At 41.8% G+C, this 26688-nt stretch carries 29 protein-coding genes, 1 tRNA gene and 1 pseudogene; 15 read left to right on the forward strand and 16 right to left on the reverse strand.

Annotated features, from left to right (window positions below):
* Positions 1-178 precede the first annotated feature (178 nt).
* From H6G77_RS12705 to nagZ, 7 genes are all read right to left on the reverse strand, one after another.
* Positions 179-364 (reverse strand): YqaE/Pmp3 family membrane protein, encoded by a 186-nt coding sequence (locus H6G77_RS12705; protein ID WP_190592462.1) that lies wholly within the window; start codon positions 362-364, stop codon positions 179-181.
* Positions 365-480: 116 nt separating this feature from the next.
* On the reverse strand, positions 481-888 hold the full coding sequence (locus H6G77_RS12710) for a phage holin family protein (protein WP_062287899.1): 408 nt from the start codon (positions 886-888) through the stop codon (positions 481-483).
* Between the two features lie 173 nt (positions 889-1061).
* Positions 1062-1526, reverse strand: a complete 465-nt coding sequence (locus H6G77_RS12715; protein WP_190871742.1) for an SRPBCC family protein — start codon at positions 1524-1526, stop codon at positions 1062-1064.
* A gap of 105 nt (positions 1527-1631) precedes the next feature.
* A complete protein-coding gene (locus tag H6G77_RS12720) occupies positions 1632-1823 on the reverse strand; it encodes a CPXCG motif-containing cysteine-rich protein (RefSeq protein WP_062287893.1) in 192 nt (63 codons plus the stop codon).
* 11 nt (positions 1824-1834) lie between these two features.
* Positions 1835-3481, reverse strand: a complete 1647-nt coding sequence (locus H6G77_RS12725; protein ID WP_190871743.1) for a radical SAM protein — start codon at positions 3479-3481, stop codon at positions 1835-1837.
* A 208-nt stretch (positions 3482-3689) separates the two neighbouring features.
* Complete coding sequence (locus H6G77_RS12730; protein ID WP_190871744.1) at positions 3690-4604, reverse strand: hypothetical protein; 915 nt, start codon at positions 4602-4604, stop codon at positions 3690-3692.
* A gap of 74 nt (positions 4605-4678) precedes the next feature.
* On the reverse strand, positions 4679-5764 hold the full coding sequence (gene nagZ, locus H6G77_RS12735) for a beta-N-acetylhexosaminidase (RefSeq protein ID WP_190592457.1): 1086 nt from the start codon (positions 5762-5764) through the stop codon (positions 4679-4681).
* A 226-nt stretch (positions 5765-5990) separates the two neighbouring features.
* On the opposite strand from nagZ, the gene pds reads away from it, so the two are divergent.
* The 4 genes from pds (at position 5991) to H6G77_RS12755 (ending at position 10057) form a co-directional block, all read left to right on the forward strand.
* A complete protein-coding gene (pds, locus tag H6G77_RS12740) occupies positions 5991-7430 on the forward strand; it encodes a 15-cis-phytoene desaturase (RefSeq protein WP_190592456.1) in 1440 nt (479 codons plus the stop codon).
* Positions 7414-8346 (forward strand): 15-cis-phytoene synthase CrtB, encoded by a 933-nt coding sequence (crtB, locus tag H6G77_RS12745; RefSeq protein WP_190871745.1) that lies wholly within the window; start codon positions 7414-7416, stop codon positions 8344-8346. Before pds ends, crtB begins: the two co-directional genes overlap by 17 nt.
* Positions 8347-8460: 114 nt before the next feature.
* Positions 8461-8552: transfer RNA gene (locus H6G77_RS12750), tRNA-Ser, on the forward strand.
* Positions 8553-8746: 194 nt separating this feature from the next.
* On the forward strand, positions 8747-10057 hold the full coding sequence (locus H6G77_RS12755; RefSeq protein WP_190592454.1) for an ABC transporter substrate-binding protein: 1311 nt from the start codon (positions 8747-8749) through the stop codon (positions 10055-10057).
* A 166-nt stretch (positions 10058-10223) separates the two neighbouring features.
* Here the strand turns inward: H6G77_RS12755 and H6G77_RS12760 are convergent, their stop codons facing one another.
* Positions 10224-10913 (reverse strand): hypothetical protein, encoded by a 690-nt coding sequence (locus tag H6G77_RS12760; protein ID WP_190871746.1) that lies wholly within the window; start codon positions 10911-10913, stop codon positions 10224-10226.
* A 205-nt stretch (positions 10914-11118) separates the two neighbouring features.
* On the reverse strand, positions 11119-12057 hold the full coding sequence (locus tag H6G77_RS12765; protein ID WP_190871747.1) for a serine hydrolase: 939 nt from the start codon (positions 12055-12057) through the stop codon (positions 11119-11121).
* Between the two features lie 6 nt (positions 12058-12063).
* Here H6G77_RS12765 and H6G77_RS12770 point away from each other — a divergent pair, with 6 nt between their 5' ends.
* Together H6G77_RS12770 and H6G77_RS12775 are read left to right on the forward strand one after the other, a co-directional pair.
* Positions 12064-12768 (forward strand): C40 family peptidase, encoded by a 705-nt coding sequence (locus H6G77_RS12770; protein WP_190592452.1) that lies wholly within the window; start codon positions 12064-12066, stop codon positions 12766-12768.
* Between the two features lie 15 nt (positions 12769-12783).
* Entirely contained in the window at positions 12784-13803 is a 1020-nt protein-coding gene (locus H6G77_RS12775; RefSeq protein ID WP_190592451.1) for a glycosyltransferase family 2 protein, read from the forward strand.
* Between the two features lie 486 nt (positions 13804-14289).
* Here the strand turns inward: H6G77_RS12775 and H6G77_RS12780 are convergent, their stop codons facing one another.
* Positions 14290-15162: a DUF4397 domain-containing protein gene (locus tag H6G77_RS12780; protein WP_190592450.1), complete on the reverse strand. Its 873-nt coding sequence runs from the start codon at positions 15160-15162 to the stop codon at positions 14290-14292.
* A gap of 1262 nt (positions 15163-16424) precedes the next feature.
* Here H6G77_RS12780 and H6G77_RS12785 point away from each other — a divergent pair.
* The 7 genes from H6G77_RS12785 to H6G77_RS12815 all read left to right on the forward strand — a co-directional run bounded on the left by H6G77_RS12785 (position 16425) and on the right by H6G77_RS12815 (position 21799).
* Complete coding sequence (locus H6G77_RS12785) at positions 16425-17171, forward strand: creatininase family protein (RefSeq protein ID WP_190592449.1); 747 nt, start codon at positions 16425-16427, stop codon at positions 17169-17171.
* Between the two features lie 271 nt (positions 17172-17442).
* The gene (gene hisC, locus H6G77_RS12790; protein WP_190871748.1) at positions 17443-18492 is read left to right on the forward strand and encodes a histidinol-phosphate transaminase; all 1050 of its coding nucleotides are present in this window, start codon (positions 17443-17445) and stop codon (positions 18490-18492) included.
* 44 nt (positions 18493-18536) lie between these two features.
* Complete coding sequence (locus H6G77_RS12795) at positions 18537-19277, forward strand: trans-aconitate 2-methyltransferase (RefSeq protein WP_190670666.1); 741 nt, start codon at positions 18537-18539, stop codon at positions 19275-19277.
* A gap of 13 nt (positions 19278-19290) precedes the next feature.
* Positions 19291-19719: a GNAT family N-acetyltransferase gene (locus H6G77_RS12800; protein WP_190670665.1), complete on the forward strand. Its 429-nt coding sequence runs from the start codon at positions 19291-19293 to the stop codon at positions 19717-19719.
* A gap of 1 nt (position 19720) precedes the next feature.
* A complete protein-coding gene (locus H6G77_RS12805) occupies positions 19721-20185 on the forward strand; it encodes a cupin domain-containing protein (RefSeq protein ID WP_190871749.1) in 465 nt (154 codons plus the stop codon).
* A 584-nt stretch (positions 20186-20769) separates the two neighbouring features.
* Entirely contained in the window at positions 20770-20913 is a 144-nt protein-coding gene (locus tag H6G77_RS12810) for a hypothetical protein (RefSeq protein ID WP_190592444.1), read from the forward strand.
* A 115-nt stretch (positions 20914-21028) separates the two neighbouring features.
* Entirely contained in the window at positions 21029-21799 is a 771-nt protein-coding gene (locus tag H6G77_RS12815) for a pentapeptide repeat-containing protein (RefSeq protein WP_190670662.1), read from the forward strand.
* Here the strand turns inward: H6G77_RS12815 and H6G77_RS12820 are convergent.
* From H6G77_RS12820 to H6G77_RS12840, 6 genes and pseudogenes are all read right to left on the reverse strand, one after another.
* On the reverse strand, positions 21788-23539 hold the full coding sequence (locus tag H6G77_RS12820; RefSeq protein WP_190871750.1) for an FAD-dependent oxidoreductase: 1752 nt from the start codon (positions 23537-23539) through the stop codon (positions 21788-21790). The two genes, H6G77_RS12815 and H6G77_RS12820, sit on opposite strands and share 12 nt — an antisense overlap.
* Before the next feature lie 109 nt (positions 23540-23648).
* A pseudogene (locus H6G77_RS12825) lies at positions 23649-24044 on the reverse strand (type II toxin-antitoxin system VapC family toxin).
* A complete protein-coding gene (locus H6G77_RS35685; protein ID WP_190871751.1) occupies positions 24044-24388 on the reverse strand; it encodes a type II toxin-antitoxin system ParD family antitoxin in 345 nt (114 codons plus the stop codon). Before H6G77_RS35685 ends, H6G77_RS12825 begins: the two are co-directional and overlap by 1 nt.
* A 38-nt stretch (positions 24389-24426) precedes the next feature.
* Positions 24427-24726, reverse strand: coding sequence for a hypothetical protein (locus tag H6G77_RS12835; RefSeq protein ID WP_242049203.1), 300 nt, complete (start codon positions 24724-24726; stop codon positions 24427-24429).
* The gene (locus tag H6G77_RS36225) at positions 24714-24836 is read right to left on the reverse strand and encodes a hypothetical protein (RefSeq protein ID WP_277877252.1); all 123 of its coding nucleotides are present in this window, start codon (positions 24834-24836) and stop codon (positions 24714-24716) included. Before H6G77_RS36225 ends, H6G77_RS12835 begins: the two co-directional genes overlap by 13 nt.
* Entirely contained in the window at positions 24833-25033 is a 201-nt protein-coding gene (locus tag H6G77_RS12840) for a type II toxin-antitoxin system VapB family antitoxin (RefSeq protein WP_190871752.1), read from the reverse strand. The genes H6G77_RS36225 and H6G77_RS12840 overlap by 4 nt, the downstream gene beginning before the upstream one ends.
* A 310-nt stretch (positions 25034-25343) precedes the next feature.
* Between H6G77_RS12840 and clpS the strand changes: the two genes are divergently transcribed.
* Positions 25344-25625, forward strand: coding sequence for an ATP-dependent Clp protease adapter ClpS (gene clpS / locus H6G77_RS12845; protein WP_190592438.1), 282 nt, complete (start codon positions 25344-25346; stop codon positions 25623-25625).
* Between the two features lie 196 nt (positions 25626-25821).
* Positions 25822-26652: a CPBP family intramembrane glutamic endopeptidase gene (locus H6G77_RS12850; RefSeq protein WP_190871753.1), complete on the forward strand. Its 831-nt coding sequence runs from the start codon at positions 25822-25824 to the stop codon at positions 26650-26652.
* The last annotated feature ends 36 nt before the right edge of the window (positions 26653-26688 follow it).

Below are 26688 nucleotides of genomic sequence, written 5' to 3' on the forward strand. Positions count from 1 at the left end.
AACGCTATATTTCATAATCGGATATGCAATCAATACCATACTAAACTTAAGTCGCTGTAGCTCTCTACATATTCAGAAAAACATAATAAAAAGGGTAGATTTTTATAGTCTACCCTTAATTGATTGTCCTTATTTAGAGAGGTTTGTTCGATGGAAAGATGTAGATTTTCTTGCCTAATTAGTAAGTGCCGCTATTTAATGCTTCTTCTCTCTTAGCCACTATCCACAGTGCATGAATACTACCAGGAAGCCAACCAAGCAAAGTCAGCAGAATATTAATTACCAAAGTCGGGCCAACGCCAACTGTCAGAAAAACGCCTAAAGGAGGCAAGAAAATAGCAAGTAAAAAGCGCAATATTTTCATGGGTTTATTGTTACTGTTTCAAATTGATTAACTCATATTGTGTAGAATTAACTTGATGACAAACTCTGTCTCAGGAATTATGTTAATTCTGGATGATTGTTGCAGCCGAATTTCTACTATTGCTGAGGATTACCTTGAGGTAATTCACCTGTTTTTGAAGTGTTGCCTGTTAAAGACAAGTTTCTTTCAGCAAAGTAATTACCAATGAAGGTGTTAGCTAAAGATAAAACAACTGGGCCGAGAATAAACGCGAGGATTCCATGTGCGCTAAACCCAGGTACTAAAAATGCGGCTAATGTGAAACAAATACCGTTCACAACCAGGGAAAATGCGCCAAAGGTTAACAGGTTTAATGGTAAAGATAGGGTAGAAAGAACTGGCTTGACAGAACTATTGAGTAAGCCAATGACAACAGCAGCAATTAACGCCGAAGGAAAGTTAGCAATATTAACACCAGGTACAACTAAATCAACAATTAGTAAGCTGAGTGCTGTAGCTAGAGTGATAAGAAATGTTCCCAACATTGTTTTACCTAAAAAGTCAGTGATAGTTTATTTGAATGTCTTGCTACTATCATTAACAATCTAGAAAGATTTAACCTCTCTTATAAGATAGATTGTGCTTCTACCAGTTGACTGATTTTGGCAGAAACTTCGTAAATTACGAGAAAACTAACTCTAGCCTCTAATCCCTATTTTTACCACCAGTTGCCGCCTTTACCTTCACATTCACGCTTCGTTACATAATGGCGGTAGCGAAACATCGCTTCTAGTTGACTTTGGACTAGCCAACCACTGATAAATTCAACGGTATCTCCCCCTGGCATAGAGTAGGAAATTGCATCTGTTAGCTTGGTTTTGCCATCTTCTGACTGAAATTCATGACGATGTACCCAAGTTTCAAAGGGGCCAGATATTTGTTCATCGACAAATAGGTGATATGGTTCGCATTGGGTGTGACGCGCTAACCAAGTTAAAGGTACTAAACCCAAAAACAAACGAAACTCTGTAATAGCACCTATTTGCAGTCCTCCCTCCCGCCGGACTACTTGGACTGGTTGCCAAGGTGGAGTTAGCATTTGTAGGATATCTGGTCTTTCGTGAAATTGCCAAACTACTTCTATTGGCGCATTAATTACAGATGAATGGTTGAAGTGCAGCATGAACAGCAAAACCTAAAACTCATACCAAGAAAAAATGATGGTGACAGATGGTATTAATACACCCAAGGGATACACAGCGATTCTAAATCTAAAATCCAAAATATATCAGCCTTCGTCGTATTCGGTATCGATTTCGATATCTAAGGTGTCTTCATCAACCCGGATATACAAAATATTGGGGTTACAGCAAACTTGACAATCTTCAACATAAGATTGTTGTCCCCCCGCACTCAAGTCAATAAAGGTTAAGTTTGGTTCGCCGCAAAAGGCGCAGTAATACTCAGCAGTGGTTTGCATTCAAATTTTGACTACGAATTTAACGGTTGTAGTTCTTTAGAGGCTGAACGGAAATGACTTGTCGCCTCATCCAAGTGCTTTAGTAGTGTAGACTGCGGTAGCGGCCCTTGCAAGTGGCTCCAAGGCAAGACTTGGGATGTTGACCAAGTACTATGGACGTAGAAATCTAAATCGGGGATTTGTCCTTTAAGTTGCTTGAAGGCGCGTTTATAACTACCCAAGGAGTCGCCAAAATCACGGGTGAGTTCGAGAAGTTGGGATAATCTGCGATCGCCCCGCGACAACAAAGCTTGTATGATAGACCAGTTATAACTTTCAGGACGAAAATCAATCCCCTGGGGTTTGAGTTGTTTTTGTAAAAGCTGCAACCGCTTCTCTGCTTGACGGTTTACCCCAAACCATTGAAACGGTGTATGGGATTTCGGGACAAAGGTACTACAACCAAAGCTTAACCGCAGTCCAGGCGCGGCTTTTTTCATACTCCGCATCATCGCCACAGTTGCGTCTAAATCGTCCGCCTCTTCCCCAGGAATACCCACCATCCCGTAGAGTTTTAAGCTTGAGAGTCCGCCAGCTTTGGCATTTATCGCCGCTTGGATAATTTCATCATTTTGCAGCTTTTTGTTGATGATTTGCCGCAGTTGATCAGAACCACTTTCTACAGCTATGGTAAGCGATCGCGTGTCTCGTTTTGCTAAAGTCTCCGCCAACTGTACCGTTACCGTATTAGTTCTCACCGAAGCAATACTCAATCGCACATCATCATATTTTGGCTGACTAATATAATTTAATAACTCCTCAAACTCTGGATGTTGTGTTACAGAAGCACCCAATAATCCCAGGCGATTTGTAACTTTTAAACCTCTCTCAATTGCGGGAATTAATGAACCTTCCAAACTAGCAGTTCTAAATGGTAGTGTTAGATAACTTGCCAAACAAAATCGGCACATTTCCGGACAACTTCTCACCACCTCCACCATGTAAATATTTTCCCAAGCAGCTTTTTCAGTAACTACTGTAGAAGCTGAGAGAATATTTCCGCGATAAGTCTGCTTCTGCACAATTGTCGGCACATCCGCATCAATTGGCTGAATTGACTTTACCTCACCATCTGGTGTGTAATATTCCACTTCATACAAACTCGGAATATAAATTCCTGGTACTTGAGCCAATCTTTGAAGCTGAATTTGTCTAGGAGCTTGTCTAACTTCTTTGTAAGCTTCAATAAAATTACCCAGCAGATTTTCCCCATCTCCTAACAAGATGATATCAAAAAAAGCGGCAAAAGGTTCAGGATTAGCCGTGAGAACTGGGCCACCACCAAAAATTAGCGGATGAGCATCATTTCGTAACTTTGCCCGAATTGGAATATCTAGAGATTCAAGTAAATTTAAAATGTTTACATAATCTAATTCCCACGAAATCGAAAATCCCACAATTTCTGGTTGTCTCGGAAGTTGTTCATGTATATCAGTAAATAGACGACTCACCTGCACATCATCGCGCATTGCCAAAGTTGCCCAAACTATCTGATAACCAAGGCTAGTAATACCCACACTGTACTCATTAGGAAAGGCAAAAATTAAGGGTATCGCATTAGTGTCAGGAGTAGTAGGAGTGAATAAAAGTCGTTCAGCAGCAAATAGAGATGATGTCATGTGAAAATAATTTTTAATTCGTAATTCGTAATTCGTAATTTTTGAAACTATATTTCAGAGTTGGCAAAAAATTGAAAAGAGACTCAGCCTATCTTTGTGTTTACTTCCGCGAGCCTCTGTCTTGAAAAGTTTGCTCAACGGGGGGAACCCCCGCACGCAACTTTTCGCTGCGTTTAAAAGTAAATTTATGTGCCTTATCTAGTATAACCTAACAAAACCTAGCAATTAATTCTTCCCGCGATAACTGCAACAGCAAAGGAGTAAATTCTTCCGGTGATAAAGCTAATAAAGGTTCAATAATTGCTTGTAGTTGATTATCTAATTCACCAAAGCGAACCTTCAGCAAATTCTCCACAACTAAGCGTTCACCTTGCTGAATTCCTGTTTGAATTCCTGTTTGAATTCCTCTTGCCTCACCTTCTTGTATCGCTTGTTCTCTATCTTGTTGATAAAGTGGTGCTAACCGCATAACTAACTCCCTATCTTCTTCGTCTGGATTTTGCGTAAATTGTAAATTTTGTTGCAAGTTGTACAGTAATTCTAATGCTGCTTTTCGGAATGGGTTATCAGGAGAAAGTGCTTCTAGTTCATCAATGGCTTGTTTCTGCACGTTTCCTCTACCAATGATTCTCAGCCATAAGGTTTCAGGGATAATAGGTAACTGATGAATTGCGACTATGGCTGTACGTAGGTAGTCTGCCATGAAGTAAACACCGGGCAGAAAATCAGCTTTCGGGTTAGCACCAAATCCTGAGAGGAGTGATGCTGATGCTGTTGGTGTCAGAATCCATAATTTTGGTAACTCAGATTCTAGAATGCGGGTGTTGTTTCGATTTGCTTGCCGTTGTAAATCGCCACGTACCTCTAATAATTTTAAAAGACAATCACAGATTTCTGTAGCCGCCGCAGGATTCCGAAACGGTTCAAACAACGCCGGAGTCGTGGCAAATTGTCCCAATAAACCAAGGGTTTCTGAGATGTTGCTTGGTTGGGTGGGAATGAAATAAACGTCAATTTCTCTAACTTCGCCTGCAACTCGTCGTGCTGCTTGAACTTCGCCATAAGGGGTGAGTAATTCTTCAAGGTAGTCTTTAGCGAATTGGTCATGAATGAATCTGGTCATGTAATGAAAATTTGGCAATGCAACCTAGTTTAAAGTGTTGATGCACACCATATCCTTGCTTATGGCTTGTTCTATTAAAAAGTGCAAGCGATCGCTAATTCTGCGTGTCGTAGTAATGTAGCTTTATCCAAAGCATGAACAATGTATTGTGGTGTTTGGGCTAACAAATTTTCAATTCTCTGTCTAGCGGCTTTCACTACCTCTTGCTGCAAGCTACCTTGACTGAGAGCATCAGCAAAATCTTTCGCCATATAATAAGTACGTTCCAAAGACGATGAATTGATATTCCGCGACAAAATAAACAAGTCACACCCAGCGTTAAAGGCGCGTGCAACAGTACCGCTTTGGGTAAACATATCGGAAATTGCTTTCATATCCAAATCATCGGATACGACAACACCCTCAAACCCTAGTTCTTCTCGTAAAATATTTTTCAGAATTGGTTGTGAGATAGTTCCTGGCACATCTGGGTCAATTTGAGGAAACAGAATGTGAGTTGTCATAATTAAGGGAATTTGCGCTGCAATCAAGGCTTTGAAAGGTATCAGTTCCCGATCGCGCAAATCTTGTACAGTTAAATTCAGCACTGGTAACTCAACATGAGAATCGGTGCTTGTGTCTCCATGTCCCGGAAAATGCTTGGCACATCCTAAAATACCAGACTCTTGCAACCCTAGATAATATTCCAACGCATACTGAGCTGCGGTTTCTGGTGTGTTGCCAAAAGCACGCGCCCCAATTACCGGGTTGAGAGGATTAGAATAAACATCCGCCACAGGCGACCAAGAGACATTAATTCCCAGTGATTTCAACTCTCTGGCTGTGGCTTTTGCTACTTCCCTGGCTTGCGATCGCAACAGTGAAGCATAAGGAAATCTCGTAATAGGTAAAGGTGTGCGAACCACACGCCCGCCTTCATGATCTAAAGTCATGAACATCGAATCACGTTCCGCATATTCTCGAATTTGGTCGATGAGTTCTTGAAAACTTTCTAACCAAACCTCATAAGCAACGCCATCTATAAAGTTTTTCCCAAAAAATATGACTCCCACTGGTTTTAATTCACCCAGCGCCCGCTTATCATCATCACTCAATGTTGTACCGGAAACCCCCAAAATTACGTGATTTCCAAATAATTCTAGCTCTCGTGAAATTGACATAATTTTTTACCTATTTTTCTAAAAAAGTTTTGTATAAAAATTTGCCTTCGCAATAAAGTGTTATACAAATTTTTCCTGTAATCTGTAACCTCTAACCTATAACCTGTCACCTCTTAATAGAACTTTTTCCCCAAGCAACCGCACAATTACTGCCAAATGTAACGGATTGCAACGTATAATGAGAACGACAAAACCATTAAGAAATATTGAACAACAGTAGGTTGAAATGCGAGTAGCGATCGCGGGTGCTGGTCTAGCAGGACTTTCCTGCGCGAAATATCTTGTAGACGCAGGTCACACTCCCATTGTCTTAGAGCGTCGGGACGTATTGGGTGGCCTAGTAGCGGCATGGAAAGACTCTGACGGCGACTGGTACGAAACCGGGTTACACGCCTTCTTTGGGGCATACCCCAATATGCTGCAATTGCTCAAGGAATTAGGCATTGAAGACCGCCTCCAATGGAAAGAACATACACTAATTTTTAATCAACCAGAAAAGCCCGGAACACTCTCACGGTTTGATGTTCCTGACATTCCATCTCCGTTTAACATCATTGCCTCGATTCTGCGTAACAACGATATGTTGACTTGGGAGCAGAAGATTAGGTTTGCTATTGGCCTGCTGCCAGCCATTGTCCGGGGTCAAAAGTATGTTGAGGAGATGGACAAGTACAGCTTTTCTGAATGGCTGAAAAGACAAGGCGTTGGTGAACGAGTAGCAAGTGACGTGTTTATTGCTGCTTCTAAAGCCCTCACTTTTATTAACCCTGATGAAGTTTCTTCAACAATTTTATTAACAGCCCTCAATCGTTTCTTGCAAGAGCGATACGGCTCCAAAATCGCCTTTTTGGATGGTTCGCCCACCGAAAGATTGTGTCAACCCATCGTTGATTACATTACCGAACGTGGTGGCCAAGTGCGGCTCAATGCCCCCCTCAAAGAAATTGTGCTTCACCCTGATGGCACAGTTAAAGAATTTTTGCTGCGTGGGTTAAATGGCGAACCCGATGAAGTGGTAACGGCAGACTTTTACGTATCAGCCATGTCGGTTGATCCGTTAAAAGTGATGTTGCCTGAACCTTGGCAGCAAATGGAATTCTTTCAAAAGCTAGAAGGCTTAGAAGGCGTACCAGTAGTTAACCTTCATTTATGGTTTGATCGGAAATTAACAGACATTGATCACCTACTTTTCTCGCGATCGCCCCTCCTCAGCGTTTATGCTGATATGAGCAACACTTGTCGAGAATATGCTAACCCTGATCGCTCAATGCTGGAATTAGTTCTAGCTCCAGCGAAAGATTGGGTGAGCAAATCTGACGAGGAAATTGTGGCTGCAACTATGACTGAGTTGGAAAAACTCTTCCCCGACCACTTTGGGAAAGAAAATCCAGCAAAACTGTTGAAATCTCATGTAGTGAAAACGCCGCGTTCAGTTTACAAAGCGACTCCTGGTCGTCAACAGTACCGTCCGCCCCAAAAAACGCCCATCGCCAATTTCTTTTTGAGTGGGAGTTACACCATGCAACGCTATCTAGGCAGTATGGAAGGGGCCGTACTTTCTGGTAAGCTAACAGCGCAGGCGATTTGTGAATCGCTGCCAGAGGCCAGTGCCTCAAACTTACAAACGCTAACCCGACCGCCTGCAACGAATGCTGCAACTGCCTGATTCCCCCCCGCGCATGAAAACGCTGGTCTCTGTAGACGAGTCATATAAACTTTGTCGGCAACTTACAGCCAAGTATGCCAAAACCTTTTACCTTGGTACTTTGCTGATGAGTCCGGCAAAGCGTCAAGCCGTTTGGGCAATTTACGCTTGGTGTCGCCGTACAGACGAATTAGTAGATGGGCCTGCATCTGCCATCACCACCCCAGAAACCCTAGACCTATGGGAGCAGCAACTAGAATCGATTTTTGCAGGACACCCACAGGAAAATTACGATGTCGCTTTGGTGGATAGTTTGCAAAACTTTCCCCTCGACATTCAGCCCTTTCGGGATATGATTGCCGGCCAGCGTATGGACTTATACCGCAGCCGCTACGAAACATTTGAGGAATTATACCTCTACTGTTATCGTGTGGCTGGGACTGTGGGGTTAATGTCAACAGCCATTATGGGTGTAGATACTGAAGCTAATACGGCACCTTGGAATCAGAAAAAACCACAGTATATTCCCACAGAAGAAGCGATCGCCCTCGGCATTGCCAATCAACTCACCAACATTCTGCGGGATGTGGGGGAAGATACCCGACGCGGACGCATATACATACCCCTAGAAGACTTAGCGCGATTCAACTACACCGAGCCAGAATTCTTTCAAGGTGTAGTCGATGACCGGTGGCGAGCCTTAATGCAATTTCAAATTGACCGGGCGAGGCAATTCTATACCAAAGCCGAACAAGGTATTAGTCATCTGTCACCCGATGCTCGTTGGCCAGTGTGGGCAGCTTCCATGCTCTACGGACAGATTTTGGATGCCATTGAACGCAATGATTATGATGTGTTCAGCCAACGGGCTTTTGTGTCGCAATTGAAAAAATTCCGCACCTTACCCTTGGCTTGGATGCGATCGCAAGTGCTGTAAGTAATTGGCGTGAGTATTTATCGTTAAGGTAAGGCAGAAGGTAGTCGAAACACTGCCTTCTAAAAATTGTTTGACTTTCCCAAAAAATCTGCTATCATAAATATTCGTGACCCTGGAGAGGTGGCTGAGTGGTCGAAAGCGGCAGATTGCTAATCTGTTGTACGGCAGGCAACTCCGTACCGAGGGTTCGAATCCCTCCCTCTCCGTTTTTCGGCAGTAAATTGCACTCAGTACTGCTAAATATTAAACAAATATTAATATTAATGTCGGCATTAATACAGATACTCCTCACGGTGGATGTTATTATTTAACATTTGGAGTCTGTTGAGATTGAGCTATCTGAAACATAGTTTGAATCTTACTTTCAGGCTCCCGCATTTCAGAGGAGTGAAAGTAAATTATGCCAAGAATTACTACAGCCCTAGCCTTGAGTGTAGCTACCATAGCCACAGGCTTTTTGATGGCAGCTTGCGACAATGCCAACACCAACAATAGCACTAGTACTGCCAGCCCAACTGCTAACTCAACTACCACCAGCAGTAATGACGGGTTAAAAATTGGCACTCTATTACCAACAACAGGTGACTTAGCTTCCATTGGACAGCAGATGGTAGGCTCTGTACCATTGCTAGTTGATACCGTTAACGCCTGTGGCGGAGTCAATGGTAAAAACGTCACCCTCGTACAAGTCGACGACCAAACAGACCCCAAAGCCGGTGCGGCTGGGATGACCAAACTAGCAACACTAGATAAAGTAGCTGGTGTAGTTGGTTCCTTTGCGAGTAGTGTTTCCACAGCAGCAGTTTCCGTTGCTGTACCGAATAACGTCATGTTGATCTCTCCTGGTAGCACCAGTCCCGTATTTACGGAGAAAGCGAAAAAAGGCGAATTTAAAGGCTTTTGGGCGCGGACTGCACCCCCAGATACTTACCAAGCATTAGCATTAGCCCAGTTAGCTAACAAAAAAGGTTTTAAACGTGTTTCCACAGTTGTAATTAACAACGATTACGGTGTGGGTTTTGAAAAAGCTTTTGTCGAAACTTTTGAAAAATTAGGCGGTACAGTAATTAACAAAAATAACCCAGTGCGTTACGACCCCAAAGCCCAAACCTTTGATACTGAAGCGGCTGCGGCGTTTGCTGGTAAGCCAGATGCAGTAGTCGCTGTACTTTACGCTGAAACAGGTAGTCTTTTGTTAAAAGCTGCCTATCAACAAGGTTTGACCAAAGGAGTCCAGGTTCTACTCACCGATGGCGTGAAATCCCCTACCTTCCCGGAACAAGTGGGTAAAGGTAGCGATGGCAAATTTATCTTAACCGGGGCATTAGGGACAGTACCGGGTTCTGATGGTAAAGCCTTAGAAGCCTTTAACAAGTTGTGGAAAGAGAAAAAAGGTGGTTCACCAGGAGAGTACGCACCCCAAGCCTGGGATGCAGCTGCATTGCTAGTCTTAGCAGCACAAGCCGCCAAAGAAAACACAGGTGTGGGCATTTCCAGTAAAATTCGGGAAGTTGCGGCTGGCTCTGGTACAGAAGTGACTGATGTTTGTGAAGGGTTAAAGTTACTCAAAGAAGGTAAAACGATCAACTACCAAGGTGCAAGCGGTAACGTAGATGTGGACGAAAATGGCGATGTCCTTGGTGTGTATGATGTTTGGGCTGTAGGAGATGACGGTAAAATCACCGTAATTGACAAAGTTACACCTAAGTAAGAAGAGGTTAGGGGCTAGTTTGGTCGAGAATTTAAGATACAAGGCTGGGTTGAGTGTTTCACTTCCTTCAGCCCAACCTTTTACTCATTACTCATTACTCATTCCAAAACTGTAGAAATAAAAAATGGGTAAATCTCATCAAATTCAACGGACTAGCCCCTATTTTCTAAAAACCGTTGAAATTGTAACCAACGCCTACCAACAAACCCACATCAATTTGATCAAAAAATCCGGCGTTTACGGATGCTGTGGCGGTAAATTGGGCGTTGAGGGGTACGTCGATACCGCCAGATACTAAGAAAGCAACTTGTGAATTATCACCAGTGTTAATAGCTGCACCAACTCCCACATAGGGAGCGATAGGTAAAGGCTCAGTAAATTCGTCTTGTTGCAAGGAAAAGTCGTAGGTGACGGGAATCAAAATAGTGGTGTTGTCACCAAATATGGCTGAAGGTCTGATAGAAAAAGCGTTTGTAAATCCCACCTTACTCAGCACGGCAAAATTACCATCACCTAAAGATGTCTCGCCCCCACTTAAGCCAATATTAGCGCCAACACCAATGTAACTTCTGCCGCCGCGAGTCCGTCTACCGACATTCACAACATCTGATTGAGCAATTTCTGGAACATTTGAAGGTTGAGTAGTAGGTTCAACAGGTTGAGGAATTAAAGCCGTGGATGAGGTGGCGACTGTTCCCGGAATCGGTGTGAGGACGGGATTAGTAGTAATAGAAGAATCCATCAACTGCTGAGTATTTGCTTTGTCTACTGTCTGGGCGTGAGCAGAAAAAACGCAACTCAAGACAGCAAAAGTCACTAACCCCGGTAACAAAACAAAACCTTTACGCAGAAACATAGTTTTCACATTCACTCCTAACAGAATATTGCTGTCAAAATCCTGAATTTTACGGTTATACTCCGCAAAATTTGGTAGTGGCTAGACTTTAACTCACAAATTCATTTTCTACATCCTGAGAAGGACGTAGGTGGTGAATGGGAAATATGAAAAAATCAATTTTGAGGGAGTTGGGAGTGGATGGTTGTTAGGGCTGCTAGAAACTTTAAAGATTGCTAATGGCTTCGGCAATTAGTTTCGAGACAAAGGGGAGAATTTCGCGGCTTTTGGCGTTGGCTTTACCTTCAGTAAACACCACCAGTAAATAAGGACGTTGCTCAGGTATTTCGATATACGCTGCATCGTGACGAACCTGACTTGTCCAACCTGCTTTTGACCAAATTTGAGCATTTTGCGGTAAACCACCACCAATAAAGCCTGTGATTTGGTCTTCTTCAACATCTTTAGGTAAATCTTCGGGGTTGGTACTGCGTTTGAGTAGATTCATCATGGCTTGCGATCGCCCACTCGCAACTGCGACCCCACCAACGATACTATGTAGTAAACGGGCGATCGCATGGGTCGTCAACATATTGCGATTATCAAACATCTCCCCATAAAAAGCGCGTTCCCGTCCATAAGGGCCATCACCCCAAGTTTTTTGACAAACATTTATCGTCTCCATTTCTTCCCAACCCAAAGATTGGTAGTAACGGTTAACAATATGGCGTTGTTGCTTCCAAGTTTCAAACGGCCCTGGTGGTAACTCTGGCCCGGAAGTAGTACCAGTCAAAATATCTACAACTAAACTTGTGGCATCATTACTAGAATCAATTATCATATCGCCCAAGGCTCGCTCCAATTCCTTCGAGGTTTGGATCATGCCTTTTTCTAACCATTCATTTACAGCTACCAAGTAAAATAACTTAACCACACTCGCGGGATAAATCCGTTCTACACCGCGATAAGTAAAACCACGGACTGGGTGATTCCAAAAGGCATTGGGAGTTAAAGCACCACCAGTATTTACAGGTGCTGGTGGATCATAGACAATCCAAGTCAAAGCAATTTGATTTTGGGCTAATGTCGGAAATGTTGCCCAAGTTGCTTCTAAAATGCCATTACCCAAATTTTCTAGTTGCTCGTCTTTTCTAAAGAAAACCATCGAATAATGCTCTCTAATTCAGAATCCCAAATCCTCAATTTGACCGCCTCTGAATATCAATGTCTCGCTAACCTCAACTTATATGATTCTCCTGAGTGTCAGCGTCTGGCAACTCAAGCTGCTGTTGGGCGACATTTACAGGTAACATCAAATCATCAAGGGCAAGCAGTAGAGGTGTATTTATGTGAGGATGATTATCCAGGCTGGATGTCGTTGGCAGATTTGGGTTTATTACAACCTGCTACTGTACAGTATGAAGCTACAACATGGGCGGAAACTGAAATTAAAAAATTACTTCCCCAGGTGATTGCTTTCACCCAAAAAGCTATGGAGCAATCTAATGAGTATCTTTGGGGTGGGACAGTGGGGCCAAATTATGACTGTTCTGGCTTGATGCAGGCGGCGTTTGTCTCGGTGGGAATTTGGCTACCAAGAGACGCTTATCAGCAAGAAGCTTTTGTCCAAGTAGTCAAGTTAACGGAATTAGAACCAGGAGATTTGGTATTTTTCGGCACACCAGAAAAAGCCACCCATGTCGGACTGTATTTAGGTGATGGTGCTTATATTCATAGTTCAGGCAAAGCACAAGGACGCAATGGTATAGGGATTGATGTTCTCTCGGAACAGGGAGATGCGGTGAGTCGGTCATATTATCAGCAACTACGCGGTGCTGGCCGAGTTGTGCAAAGTTACGAACCACAGAGACGTTGAGGACGCAGAAAGTTTATGAGGAGTGGGTTGATTCCAGAGAGAATGCGTGAGGAAAATGGGGTGATTTCTGCCAATGTACCTGCGGTGTCGGTGGTAGTCCCGGTGCGTGATGAGGTAGAGAGCTTACCACATTTATTAGAGGCGATCGCATCTAGTTTATCTGATCGTCAAATTAGTTATGAAATCATCTGTGTTGATGATGGTTCTACAGATGGTTCGGCGGAATTTCTCAAACAACAAGCGCAAATTCGCAGTGATTTAAAAGCGGTAATTCTGCGGCGCAATTACGGACAAACCGCCGCCATGTCTGCTGGATTTAACTATGCAGTGGGTCAAGCAATTGTCACTTTAGATGCTGACTTGCAAAATGATCCGGCTGATATCCCGATGTTATTGGCTAAATTGGATGAAGGCTACGATTTAGTCAGTGGTTGGCGGCAAAAACGGCAAGATGGCGCAGTTAATCGTTTACTTCCTTCTAAAATTGCTAACTGGCTGATTCGTCGCACTACTAGCGTTTATATTCATGACTATGGCTGTTCCCTCAAAGCCTATCGTGCAGAATTGGTAGCAGATATGAATCTCTATGGAGAACTGCACCGATTTTTACCAGCATTGGCATATATTGAAGGGGCAAGAATCACCGAAATGCCTGTACGTCACCACGCCAGGCGATTTGGTCGGAGTAAGTACGGCATTTCCCGGACTTTTCGCGTGTTGATGGATTTGTTAACTATTTTGTTTATGAAAAAATTCCTCACCCGCCCAATGCACGTTTTTGGGTTGTTGGGTTTGATTTCGATGGTTTTGGGTGTGGGAATAGGAATTTATTTGACCTTTGTCAAGTTTGCATTGGGTGAAATGATTGGTAATCGCCCGTTGTTAATTTTGGCAGTTTTATTATTAGTAACTGGTGTACAACTGTTTTGCTTTGGTCTGTTAGCAGAATTGTTAATGCGTACTTACCATGAATCCCAAGGAAGACCTATTTATCGAGTCAGGGAAATAGTTGAAAATAAAAATAACCCCGCTTGATTAATAGGTACAGCGTTTTTCGGTTGAGTTCTGTAGGGTGTGTGACGCAGCGAGAAGATTTGAACGTAGCCATAATATTTATAGCGTCACGCACCAACCACCAAATTGTGACACTTACATAAGTCCTGAATATATATAGGAATCCGGTTTGATTTCTGAATTTATTTGTGTAGTTAGGGAATAGGGAATGGGGAGTCGGGAGTAGGAAAGAAGCCTGATCTGAGTGTACTGATTTTTTTCCCAAATCAAATATGATTCCTATAGCAATACAGTTCAGTTAAGACTAAAAAGCAATTCTGGTGTAGGTTGGGTGGAGGAACGGAACCCAACAGAGTATGCGTGAATGTTGGGTTACGCTATCGCTACACCCAACCTACTATTCTCTTAACTGAAACACAAATAGATTCAGAAATCATCGAGGATTATTATAGTAATCCTCAATGATTTCTGAAGCAATAACTTTCAGTTAAGCACTGTTGATATTGCTTACGGCACAATCTGAGTACACCCATTAGCATCAGGAGGCGCTACTTGTGTTGAAGCAGTTGTGAGTGTCAGAGAGTTAGGTGTTTGACCTAAAGCATTACCTGTAGCAATTACATCAAAAATGACTCCGGCCGGGACTGCTTGATTCGCAACTTCTACTGCGATTGGTGGGTTGAAGGCATTATTGATCAATGGGGCAAATTGATCAGGTAGAACTGGATTGAAGTTATATGTACCAGCCGTAAGTTCTGGGTAAGCAATAGCAGTTTTGGGTATCAGGTCTGTGATACGAGTTTCATCCACAGTTGGGCTAGAGGATTTGCTAATACGGAAATCTATCACAGCACTAGTTTCGGAAAAGCGATACCAACGTCCTTTAAATTTACCAGGATTAGGCTGTGTTAAATCCTCTGGAATCACAAAGGGTGATTGATTAAATAATGGTTGACCGGAGGGGCCTGGTAGTGTTCCTGTTATCGCTACTGTGTAAGCACTATTAGGCGCTCCTGTAAATGTTCTAGAAGCAATTGTACTGAAATTATCAGATCGCACAAAAAGTACGTGAAGATTTCCTGGTGTTACATTGACATATTTACTAGCTTGACGAAAATCTACATCCTCTAAAACTTTTTTACCGTTGACAATGACATCAACTGGTGAAGCAGTACCCACCGCAGCGTTAATAACTCTTAATTTCGTAGGGCATTTATAAGGGTTTAGAAGAGAATCTAGTAGGCTAATACTTTGAGTGGACGATTGTTTTGAAGACTCTGTAGATAATTGGGAATAAGCTAAACTTTTGTATGGATAAATAGTCCAACTCATTAAAGATAATGCCAAAGCGCCTGAGAATAATCGTCTTGTTAGAAACATATCTTCCTCCTATTGTGAGACAAAAATAACCAATGGGCAAGCTTTATTCTGCATAAAAAATAATGCGATAATCATCGCAAACATTTTTTATGTATGGGGCTATAGATATTGCAGTGGTAGATATTTAATCTGGGAATACAGGTGATTTTTTCTGTTGTTTTCCCAAGCAATAGATAGTGTTGGTTCTTAAGTAAATAGTATGCTAAAGCGCACTAAGTTATGTACTAAAGAACCATATTGTTTACGTGAAGCGTATGAGCAGTATGCAAATCTATCAATCTGTTCAAGTTGTTCAAAACAACTATGAGTTTTTTTAATAAAGATACTAAGACATCTTTATTAAAAAGATAATTTTGTTTTAAATTTTCCTCATTTTTTGTATTAGAATTTTATTCTGCAATGTCCTCCCTGCATTATTTACAGCTATTTTTGTTTTATATTTAGAAAATCTTTTTTGTTTTCTTCATGTTAGCTTAACATGCGTTTACTGAGAGAAAAAATTGAGATTACCAATGATGTTAATTTATTTTTATCTATGACTATCAAGCTTTCTCGTAACTTTTGAACATTGCCTAATTTAAGTAAGTAGGCACGAAAAATCTTAAATAATGCGTTCCAAATGATAAACACTACCTAATTCAATTAAAAAATTAATTTGCGTGCAATGTCCGCGAACTGAATCGAAGTGTGTTATGTGCCAGATATGCAAAAGCTTTCTTTATTAGATTATTTAACAAATCCTATAGCCACAACTAAAGCACACCTTGAGCCAGAAATTAATTCGATACGCGCTTCTGGCAAAATTTCTCCTACTTCATATTAAAAGTAAATAGTTTTGTCAATATATCTTTGTGAATAAATATCTCTGCTTAAGAATCATCATCGGTTGCTACAAAGCTAGTTAAAAGTCGATAATGGTCTAAACTTCAACTAATCTCTCTTAGAGATTGAAAAGCAAGACTGCGATCGCAGAATCATCTGAAAAGACAAGAGTATCTGTAAATAACTTTTTCTAGGCAAAATTGGTAGAGCTAATACTTTAAAAATTTGTCGCCTGGAAGCTTACTAAACAAGCTTGTTAACTAGATTTTCGCTGGTGACAGTCGCTATTTTTATGCCAAGCTGTAATTAGCAAATAATGAATATCGAACTACAGAGGACACGGAGGAATCAGAGTTTCAGAGAGTTTTTGCGTAAGTCCTAAATTATCCAGTCGAGAAATTAGACAGCCACAGCAATTATCACGAGGACGTAGATTAAGAATGTTACTGCATTTAAGTACTTGGCAAGAAGTTGAAGCGTATTTACAGCAATCTCAGGGGATAATTTTCCCCATTGGTTCTACAGAACAACATGGGCCGACGGGGTTAATTGGGACTGATGCGATTTGTGCAGAAGCGATCGCTCGTGGTGTGGGTGATGTGACTGGGGCGATCGTCGGCCCTACAATCAATGTGGGGATGGCATTACACCACACCGCCTTTCCCGGTACAATTAGTCTCCGTCCTAGCACTTTAATTCAAGTCGTGCGAGACTATGTAACCAGTTTAGTCAAAGTTGGTTTTAAAAAGTTCTACTTTATTAATGGTCACGGTGGTAATATTGCTACCCTCAAAGCGGCTTTTTCAGAAACTTATGCTTACCTAGAAGATTTACAAATTTCCCACGCTCATCAAGTGCAATGCCAAGTAGCTAACTGGTTTATGTGTAAATCTGTATTTGAGTTAGCTAAACAATTATACGCCGATCAAGAAGGTTCTCATGCTACCCCCAGTGAAGTAGCCGTGACTCAATATGTTTATCCCGAAGCCATTAAGCAAGCACCCCTTTCTCCAGAAGTTGCGCGGGGACACAATATTTATAGCGCCGCCGACTTCCGCAACCGTTACCCCGATGGGCGTATGGGTTCAAATCCCGCCTTAGCCACACCAGAACATGGTAAGCAATTTTATGACTTGGCGGTGAAAGAACTGAGTAATGGATATTTGGAGTTTCTCAACGCAGATTAAAGGATAAGTAGGTGATAGGGTTTTAGCTCCCCGACTTTTTTAAAAAGTCGGGGATCTTGTTGTTTAGAGCAGAAAGACTCATTAATCGAGAGAAAATCCTCATTTCTCTAGTTTCGACACTCATTCACAAGCTATAGCAATCCTAAATGGTTTATAAATATCTCTCTCCCTTGTCTACCTTGTCTCCCTTGTCTTTGTTGTTCACATATCAACTAGGACTGCTATAAAATACTTATCTACCAATTTCTGCTCTGTCACCTTCCTCGCAACTATGACCAATTTCTTCCGCGCCAATGTTGATGCAATGGCTAGTTACATTCCTGGTGAACAGCCGAAACGTGGTAGCCAAGTAATTAAACTCAACAGTAACGAAAATCCCTACCCCCCCTCACCAACTGCTTTAGCTGCACTACAAAATATTGATGGTGAGTGGTTGCGGCGTTACCCAGAACCTTTTGGCGACCAGTTTCGCCACGCTGCTAGTCAAGTTTTAGGAGTGCCGAGTGATTGGATTATTGTTGGTAATGGCAGTGATGAGATTTTAAATGTCGTGATGCGAGCCTGTACGGAACCGGGACGGAAGGTAGTTTATCCGACACCGACTTATGTTTTGTATCGTACACTCACAGAGATGCAGGCGGCAGATGTGGTGGAAATTCCTTACAGTGAAGGCTATCAATTACCTGTTGCGGAATTAATTGCCGTGGATGGGGCTGTAACATTTATTGCTTCACCAAACAGTCCTTCTGGTCATGTTGTCCCTAGCGCAGACTTAGAAAAACTCGCCAGTCAGTTATCTGGGGTGTTAGTCATTGATGAAGCTTACGTCGATTTTGCCGAAGCTGATGCTTTAGATTTGGTCAAGAAGTATGAGAATGTGATAATTATCCGCACCTTATCTAAAGGTTACTCCTTGGCGGGTTTGCGCTTGGGTTTTGGGATTGCTCAACCCAAGTTATTGCAGGGATTATTTAAAGTTAAGGATAGTTATAACATTGATGCGATCGCCTGTACAGTTGCCACAGCCGCCATCACCGACCAAGCTTATAAAAATGCTTGCGTAGCCAAAATTAAAGCATCTCGCATCCAACTTACCAAAGAATTTCAACAATTAGGCTTCCAGGTTTGGGAGTCGCACACCAATTTTTTACTCGTCCAGCCACCCCAACAAAACGCCGCATATCTCTATCAAAAACTCAAAGAACAACAAATTCTCATCCGCTACTTTCCCCACCCAGGACTCTTAGATAAACTCCGCATCACCATTGGTACAGATGAGCAAAATCAAATATTAGTCAATGCCATCAAGGCATTACTCTAATCAACAATTTAGATAAAATAAATTGCTGAAACTCAGGTCGCTATATGAGTGAATGGTATAAAGAAGACCTCGCCTTTATCCATGATGAGGGTTTTCGGGATTATGCGCTCAAATCAGCCCCCGGTATTTTAGAAATTTTCCGGCAAAACAACATTAACTCAGGTTTAGTCGTAGACTTGGGCTGCGGAAGCGGGTTATGGGCAAATGAACTGGTCAAGTCTAATTATCGGGTATTAGGGGTTGATATTTCAGAATCGATGATTGCGATCGCCCAAAAAAGAGTACCCCAGGCAAAATTTTATGTTGGTTCTGTCTTTAAAATTGCCATTCCCCCATGTCACGCTGTTACTTCCATTAGTGAATGCTTGAGTTACTTGTTTGATGCTGACAACAACCGCCAAAACCTGATTCAGCTATTGCAGCGCATATATCAAGCTTTAGTTCCTGGTGGGGTTTTAATTTTTGATATTGTAGAAGCGGGACAAATCGCCGTTGGTAATAAAGCGAAAAATTTTACCGAAGGAAAAGACTGGGTTGTATTAGTTGAGAAAGAAGAATTGCGATCGCAAAATATATTAACCCGCCGCATCATCACTTTTCGCCAAGTCGGACAATACTATAGACGCGATGAAGAAATTCATCATGTGCAGTTATACCGAGCCACACAAATAGCCACAGACTTACGTAAAATTGGCTTTCGCGTCCAAACAACGCGCAATTATGGTAATTTCTATTTACCAAAAGGAAATGTGGCATTTATCGCCCGTAAACCCTTTCCTGATTAAAGATAATTTTCCCATGACTTATAAATTTGTTGACACCCTCACAGAAAAGCAAATTCATCAATTAGTAGAGTTATATCAAAAAGAATTTTGGAGTCAGAGACGGGAATATCCAGATGTTGTCAAAATGCTCAAACATTCAGATATTGTTTTAGGATTGATAGATAATAATGCAGAACTCATTGGCTTTACACGGGTTCTCACTGACTTTGTTTATCGAGCCACCATTTACGATGTCATCATTAAGTCAACCTACAGAAACAAAGGGCTTGGTGCTAAGTTAATGGATGCAATTGTCCACCATCCCCAATTACATCAAGTCGAACAAATTGCACTTTACTGCTTGCCAGAAATGATGCCATTTTATCAACGTTGGGGTTTCACAACAGAAGTTGGTAATCTCAACTTAATGTATCGATATCACCACTCTCATCAGGATAAATAACATGATTATCAATCCAGATAATGTTCCTAGCCGCACAACTTCAATTTACCCAGAAAAATTCCAACATATCGTTGCTGGGAGAGTTAAAAAAGCATTAGGAAATGCCGCCGGATTAAAAAATTATGGGGTGAATTTAGTCACCCTAGCACCAGGAAGTTGTTCTTCCTTAAGACATTGGCATACTCGGCAAGATGAATTTATTTATATTATTGAAGGTGAAGCAACCTTAGTCACCAATGAAGGAGAACAAATTCTCACACCAGGAATGATGGCAGGTTTTCCTGCTGGCGAAGAAAACGGACATCACCTAGTAAATCGCTCTGAGACAATAGTAATTTATTTAGAAGTTGGCGATAGAACACCGGATGATGAAGGTTACTATCCAGACGATGATTTAATTGCCAAAGCAGGTGTAAATGGTGAGCGAATTTTTACAAGAAAAGATGGAACTTTGTATGAAAATTAATAGCATATCTTTATTGTTTTACTGGCGTAAGAAGCTTAAATAATATAGCAATCCTATTTGATTTGTGAAAATCGTGAGCCTCAGATCCCCGACTTCTTGAAGAAGTCGGGGATCTTTTAGTTTACGAATGATTTAAGATTGCTATATATATTTAATCTGCCCTAAAAATCATTATTTATATACATCTCCTCTCATACCAATGGTATAAATTTCAATTTCACCCGAATCAACAGTAACTGTAAAAATAATTCTGATTTTATCAATACGTAGTCTATAAAAACCTTCCCAGTCTCCCTTCATCCTTATACCAATAGGACTTACGCACAGTCCAAGGAAAATCGAACCACAGAGACGCAGAGTTCGCGGAGAAATAAGAGTTTAAGAGGTTTTTTGCGTAAGTCCTAACCAATTCTATCCCCTGTTACCTGCTCTCCTATCTTCAGCAGTGACCTTGATCACACAAAAACCAGATATAAATCATTGAATATTAAGTAAGTCTAACATAGCCTTTGGGGTAATCATAACTTATACTTACTGTAAGTATAAGTTTCAATTATTGTGTGGTGGATGTGGGGGAGGGGGTTATGCTAGAAAAACTCTTACTTGCAACTCTTTTAACTTTAGTTTTGCGCTTAATTGCAGAGATAGGTTGGTCAGCACCCAGCAATACAAGTCAAAAAATAGATTTTTACCAGCCTGGAGATTTTGCTGTTATGCAAATTCATTAACTCATCTAGGCATCTTACTGAGGGCAAATTGGTCAAACTCTTCATATCATAGGCTGAAGTATAAATTTATAGCCTAATTGTGAGTTTTGAGCAGTAAATATTGCCACACCCAAGTATGAAAAGCCCAATTTTAGCCACAATTATATTTGTTGCCGCCATTAGTGGCGCTTCAAATGCCCAAGCAGCCAATCCCGAACATTTGACACAGTTATTAGCCACAAAACAATGCCAAAACTGTGATTTGACTGGTGCAGGTTTAGTTTTAGCTGATTTATCTGGGGCAAATTTAAGTGGTGCAAATCTCACTGGTGCGAATCTTAGTCGCGCTAATTTAGTTGGTGCTGATTTACGTGGTGCAAACTTAGCGGGTGCAGGCTTGTTTGGCGCTAACTTAACAGAGGCGAAATTCAATGGGGCGAATCTTAACGGTGCAGATTTAAGAAACACTTATTTAGGAAATGCGGAATTTACCAAGGCTTACCTCCAAGGAGCTAATTTTCAAGGTGCTATTGGTATCCCATTACAAGTTGCTACCCCAGAAGAGTTTTATGCTTGGGGCATAGCAGAAGGGCAGAGAGGCAATCACCAACAAGCAATTAGTTACTTTAGTCAAGCGATCGCCGCTAAACCAGAATACGCAGGTGCTTACTTAGCACGGGGTATCGCTAAATACCAATTATTTGACCGCCAAGGTGCTTTCGCAGATGCCCAAATTGCCGAAAAGCTATTTAATACCCAACAAAATGGTGATGGAACCCAAACAGCCCAAGCCTTTATCAAAGAACTGCAAACGCCTTATAAAGAAAATGTGACTACAGGTAAACCCAGTTTCTTTGATTTTGTTGGTAGTGTTGGCTCAGTTCTGCTTCAGTTCTTACCTTTTTAATTGATCAACTAATAACCAATTACCAGAGAAATTGAGCTTTCCCCACACAGTAATCAATTGTTTATGTACAGCAATTTGTAGCTGTTCATCTATGTGCGATCGCAAAGTTACTAGTTTCCAAGTCTGACCCTGATACGCAGATGGTTCAGTCACTAGGATTTGGTAATTCTGCTGATCCATACGTTGGAAAATCCCTGTCAAACAGTCACAATTTTGGGTTGATACTTCCTCAACCAATGATATTTGAGGGCAATTACCACTTACAGGATAATCTTCGGGATGATCTAAATAATTTAGTTGCGTGAATAACCATTGTGAATGATGTGGGGAAAAATCTAGATTAAATAAAGGTGCGATCGCCGCAGGTGTTTGTTTATCCTGTAATAACGCTTCCTGTAAAGCCCTAACTGGTAAATCTCGCGGCTGTACACCCAACTCGACGCACATAGCAGCCGCCATACCAGCAGCTTGACCGATACCCATCACCACAGGTTGCAATCTTGTTGCACCATTAGCTATATGCGATACAGAAATATTTTTTTCACACACTAATAAACCGTCTGTAGTCGCCGGAACTAAACAACGGTAAGGGATAGTAAACGGCGTTCCCGTCCAGCGTCCGCCCCAACGAATTGATTTTGGTTGTAGTGGTAAATCAAACCCTGGATAATGATGGTCGTTGGCGTAGTTACCAACCGCAACTGCATCTGTAAATAAAGATGCAACTTGACCTCCAGCCACAGGTAAAATATCTTGTTCTCGAATGGTTGTGAGTCCTACTAAACGGCGACTTTCTCGGTAATAGGGATGTAGCGCAAAAGCTGTGCCATTCCCAGGGAAAATTTTTTCAGCCAAACCGTAGCGGCGACCTAACTGATTTTGGATAAAATGAGCGAAATTTTGACTATGCCAGCGACATTCCTGGATAAAATCAGCTTTAGATGCTTCTGACTCTACCAAACGCCCGACACCTTCAGCGTAATCATTACCTTTGATCGGCCAGTTAATCATAAAGCGATCGCCCGGCAAGCGTCCATAATTCAAAAACTTCTCCGCACCATAGTTTTCCCAAGCCCCCGCAAACAACGCTGGATTATAATTAGGCGCAGCCGGAATTTCTGGTGCAACAGCATCACCAAAATCTTGCATCACTACTACCCAAGTTGGTGATTGCACTGGATATTTCTCTGTTAGGGCATTATAACTAGCTGGGGCGCTGGGTTCTCCCCATTCACCTTGCAACTCCCAACCCCAACGGTAAGGAATTTCCGCCAACGCCAATAAATCACCCAATTCTGTACCATCAAGAATTACCTTGGCGTGAACCGTAAAATCCGCAAACCGCACCCCAGTAACACAATTTCCCTGTTGTAAAACCTCTAGTGGGACTTGTCCAGCCATCCATTGCAGATTTGCCAACTCCTTCACCCAATCAGCAAAAATCGCCGCCCCCACCGCAGGATCATAACTAAAAAAACTCACCCAACTATTATCTAATCCTCCTGGTTGGCGATCGCGTAACTCTTGTAAAAACGCCCCCCACAACCCAGTTTGCCAAGCAACTAATTCATTCCCATCTGGTGCCGAAACTCCGGCTGAAGTCAGCATTCCCCCCAGCCACGCAAACTCACTCACCAAAATAGTTCTAATACCCCTTCTCGCCGCTTGAATCGCCGCCGCCGTTCCACCAGTTCCCCCGCCCACAACTAAGATATCTGTTGTATATATTTGATGACTCATAGTTTATATTTGTATGTTGTTATAATTATTTTTTGCTACAAAGGGTAAAAGAGCAAGAAAATAAATCCTAAACAACATCAATATAAATAAAGTTATTATTAATTTATTTCTAATTTTCTAACCAGTTTTCTAACTGTAAATTAGGAATATTAATAAAATCTTTGATGTTATTAGTTACAAGAATATCATCACGAGAACGAGCAACAGCCGCAATCAAAGCATCTAATTCGCCTGTAGGCTTCCCCATTGTTTTGAGTTCGCTTTGAATTTTACCAAATTCACAAGCTGCCTCTATGTCGAACGGTTCTATTATTAATAATTCCAGAAACTGCTGCAAAGTTTCTTGGTTTTTGGTTAATTTTTAAGAATAATAAACACCTTTATAAAGTTCTGCAACTATAATTGTGGATAGATAACATTGACTAAAGTAGAGATTAAATTTACTCACGGCTTGGGTATCTGCTTTGAGCAATGCAATGCAAATGTTAGTGTCTAACAGATACATTAGCCGTTATCCTGATTATCAATTGAGTCTAGGCTTCTACCTTGATAGGCATGACGTTGCTGGTCAATTTCTGCAAATATTTCTGTTAAGTCTGGTTGATTTTTCCAAGCCCCAAATAGTTTATTTAATTTAGCTAATTTCTCTTCTGCTGTTAAATCTAATTGTGGTTGAGCTATCGGCTTTTCAACATTTTGCAATTGATGTAAACGTTTTTGCTTCCACTCGCGCAGTGCTTCACGAATTACCTCACTGCTACTAGCATATTCGCCTGACTCTACAGCATTACGAACCAAAGCTGCCATTTCTGGGGTCAGAGCTACACTGATTTTTTCGACGTTAGGCATAATAATACGTTCTTTTTGCTCTATAGTAGCAATTTTTCTTACTGTAGAGCATATTGGCTACTTGCGATTTGCACCAAAGTCAGGATGCTGTAGCTTCGACGGTGAGCAACTGCACAAATCAAAAAATCAGTATTTGAACCCTGGATACCATTGCTGCGACAAGTATTGAAAAACTCTGCGGCGAGTTCGTAGTCTTCAGCTATGAGTTCTAAATCTGGGAAAGCTTGCAGGTAATCTTGCAGACAGGTAAACTGTTCAAAGTTACGGATTCCAGAGAGAATTTCTTGCCGAATTGCGCCCAGCATTGCAACTTGGTCATCAGTGATTAAATTCTGCAATATTGCGATCGCCGAAGGCGGGCGCTCTGCGCCATCGCTCTTGAAGAATCAGGTGGCGTTCTTCGATGCAGAGCCAGTGACCAAACAGAGGTATCAACAATTACACTCATGTTTGCTGACGTTGGTGTTTATAGCCGTAGCCTGCATTATAATCAATAGTACCAAAGAGTTCTAACACTTTGAGCCGCTTGCGACGTTGAATATATTCGCGCAGTGCTGTTTCCACCAGAGAATCAATGCTCACTTGGTCGTCAAGTGCCAACGCCTCTTGTAGTAAGGCTTCGTTGATGTTGATCGGTGTAGCCACAATTACTTCTGATCCAACAACTGACTAAATCGATAGTAGCGCACCCTGCTATGAGCGATCGCACTTTTCATGAGGATTTAGTGAGAGCGATGTCTAAATTACCAAATACTACTCACCTAGTCGCCCCAAAGGTAACATCATCTCAGCGACACAGAGGCTAACGGTGTGGAGACTATCTCAAAAACAAACCCTTGGATCAGCGAGAGTTTGGAATTTAATGTTATAAAATAAGTGAATAACTGTTAAGCTGTTAAGCGATCGCCAATAGGCATTCCGTTGTAGTAAATCATCGAAACAAGAGCAAAGAACCGTGTCAGTCGAAACCATTGAGAAGAGTTCCACATCCCGCAAGCTCGCCCCTCGGTATCGCGTTCTGCTCCATAACGACGACTACAACTCGATGGAGTACGTGGTGCAGGTATTATTAACAACAATACCGGGTCTCACTCAGCCCCAAGCTGTGAGCATCATGATGGAAGCACATACAAATGGGTTAGCTTTAGTCATTACCTGCGCCCTAGAACATGCTGAATTTTACTGTGAAACATTGAAAAATCACGGTTTATCCAGCAGTATTGAACCGGATGAGTAGTTTGAGTAGCCTTGGCGACTGGAAGTCGCGGCTACACAGACAAAACCCACACTTCGACATGGTTCGACTGCGCTCACCAGTCGCTCAGTGACTGCCTGCGTGGGTTAAAAACTCTAAATTTTTTTATTAGTCCGCGCAGGCGGACTTTGTTTGTATAGCTGCGATTTGTAATCGCTTGGTACTTTAACTACTTGGTATGAAAAACAACCTTACCCGTTTAGCTCAACGCCCTGCCCCTATTCGGCTGGGTTGTTTTATTTTAATGCTGTTGCTGCTATGGTTACCTTTTGCTGCACCAATTTACTTACTAGTGCGTGATGCTAACTTAGTAAGTATTTTGACAATGGTTTTACTATATGTAGAATTTATTGTGCTGTTGAAGCTATGGGGTAAATACGTTTACCAGCAACCTCAGATATTGCAGCATTATGGCTTGGACACCACGCCACACAACAGAATAGATTTGCTGCGTGGTTTGGCTATAGGTTTTACTAATATTTGGCTACTTTTTGGCATAGAAAGTCTTTTAGGTTGGCTGGTATGGCAACAACCGAAAGTTTTCTTACTAAAAATAGTTATAGAAGGCGTAATTGTCGGCTTGGCTGTGGGGTTTGCCGAGGAGTTATTATTTCGCGGCTGGTTACTGGATGAATTAGAACGCGACTACAACCAGCGTGTTGCATTATGGACGGATGCTGTTGTCTTTGCTACCTTGCATTTTATTAAACCATTGGAGGCAATTATTCAAACTCTGCCACAGTTCCCAGCTTTAGTAGTTTTGGGGTTAACGCAGGTATGGGCGAAGCGTTGGCGTAGAGGACGTTTAGGCTTACCAATTGGTTTACATGGTGGTTTAGTTGGCGGCTACTACATGATTAATGTTGGTGGATTAGTTCAATATACGGGTGTAGTACCTGATTGGGTTACGGGAGTATATCAAAATCCTTTGATGGGTTTGATGGGGTTATTTTTGATGAGTGTTTTGGCGGTATGGATGAGTAGGAGAGGGAAGCGATCGCACCTTTGATAAGATAAACCTTAAAAATTATATTGTTTTGCGGTA

The organism is Aulosira sp. FACHB-615 (assembly GCF_014698045.1).
In the GTDB taxonomy this organism is placed as follows: Bacteria; Cyanobacteriota; Cyanobacteriia; order Cyanobacteriales; family Nostocaceae; genus Nostoc_B.

Bases quoted from the DNA above. Each gene is read 5' to 3' on its own strand.
- H6G77_RS12705 (WP_190592462.1), bottom strand. From the start codon at position 364: ATGAAAATATTGCGCTTTTTACTTGCTATTTTCTTGCCTCCTTTAGGC.
- H6G77_RS12710 (WP_062287899.1), bottom strand. From the start codon at position 888: ATGTTGGGAACATTTCTTATCACTCTAGCTACAGCACTCAGCTTACTA.
- H6G77_RS12715 (WP_190871742.1), bottom strand. From the start codon at position 1,526: ATGCTGCACTTCAACCATTCATCTGTAATTAATGCGCCAATAGAAGTA.
- H6G77_RS12720 (WP_062287893.1), bottom strand. From the start codon at position 1,823: ATGCAAACCACTGCTGAGTATTACTGCGCCTTTTGCGGCGAACCAAAC.
- H6G77_RS12725 (WP_190871743.1), bottom strand. From the start codon at position 3,481: ATGACATCATCTCTATTTGCTGCTGAACGACTTTTATTCACTCCTACT.
- H6G77_RS12730 (WP_190871744.1), bottom strand. From the start codon at position 4,604: ATGACCAGATTCATTCATGACCAATTCGCTAAAGACTACCTTGAAGAA.
- nagZ (WP_190592457.1), bottom strand. From the start codon at position 5,764: ATGTCAATTTCACGAGAGCTAGAATTATTTGGAAATCACGTAATTTTG.
- pds (WP_190592456.1), top strand. From the start codon at position 5,991: ATGCGAGTAGCGATCGCGGGTGCTGGTCTAGCAGGACTTTCCTGCGCG.
- crtB (WP_190871745.1), top strand. From the start codon at position 7,414: ATGCTGCAACTGCCTGATTCCCCCCCGCGCATGAAAACGCTGGTCTCT.
- H6G77_RS12755 (WP_190592454.1), top strand. From the start codon at position 8,747: ATGCCAAGAATTACTACAGCCCTAGCCTTGAGTGTAGCTACCATAGCC.
- H6G77_RS12760 (WP_190871746.1), bottom strand. From the start codon at position 10,913: ATGTTTCTGCGTAAAGGTTTTGTTTTGTTACCGGGGTTAGTGACTTTT.
- H6G77_RS12765 (WP_190871747.1), bottom strand. From the start codon at position 12,057: ATGGTTTTCTTTAGAAAAGACGAGCAACTAGAAAATTTGGGTAATGGC.
- H6G77_RS12770 (WP_190592452.1), top strand. From the start codon at position 12,064: ATGCTCTCTAATTCAGAATCCCAAATCCTCAATTTGACCGCCTCTGAA.
- H6G77_RS12775 (WP_190592451.1), top strand. From the start codon at position 12,784: ATGAGGAGTGGGTTGATTCCAGAGAGAATGCGTGAGGAAAATGGGGTG.
- H6G77_RS12780 (WP_190592450.1), bottom strand. From the start codon at position 15,162: ATGTTTCTAACAAGACGATTATTCTCAGGCGCTTTGGCATTATCTTTA.
- H6G77_RS12785 (WP_190592449.1), top strand. From the start codon at position 16,425: ATGTTACTGCATTTAAGTACTTGGCAAGAAGTTGAAGCGTATTTACAG.
- hisC (WP_190871748.1), top strand. From the start codon at position 17,443: ATGACCAATTTCTTCCGCGCCAATGTTGATGCAATGGCTAGTTACATT.
- H6G77_RS12795 (WP_190670666.1), top strand. From the start codon at position 18,537: ATGAGTGAATGGTATAAAGAAGACCTCGCCTTTATCCATGATGAGGGT.
- H6G77_RS12800 (WP_190670665.1), top strand. From the start codon at position 19,291: ATGACTTATAAATTTGTTGACACCCTCACAGAAAAGCAAATTCATCAA.
- H6G77_RS12805 (WP_190871749.1), top strand. From the start codon at position 19,721: ATGATTATCAATCCAGATAATGTTCCTAGCCGCACAACTTCAATTTAC.
- H6G77_RS12810 (WP_190592444.1), top strand. From the start codon at position 20,770: ATGCTAGAAAAACTCTTACTTGCAACTCTTTTAACTTTAGTTTTGCGC.
- H6G77_RS12815 (WP_190670662.1), top strand. From the start codon at position 21,029: ATGAAAAGCCCAATTTTAGCCACAATTATATTTGTTGCCGCCATTAGT.
- H6G77_RS12820 (WP_190871750.1), bottom strand. From the start codon at position 23,539: ATGAGTCATCAAATATATACAACAGATATCTTAGTTGTGGGCGGGGGA.
- H6G77_RS35685 (WP_190871751.1), bottom strand. From the start codon at position 24,388: ATGCCTAACGTCGAAAAAATCAGTGTAGCTCTGACCCCAGAAATGGCA.
- H6G77_RS36225 (WP_277877252.1), bottom strand. From the start codon at position 24,836: ATGAGTGTAATTGTTGATACCTCTGTTTGGTCACTGGCTCTGCATCGA.
- H6G77_RS12850 (WP_190871753.1), top strand. From the start codon at position 25,822: ATGAAAAACAACCTTACCCGTTTAGCTCAACGCCCTGCCCCTATTCGG.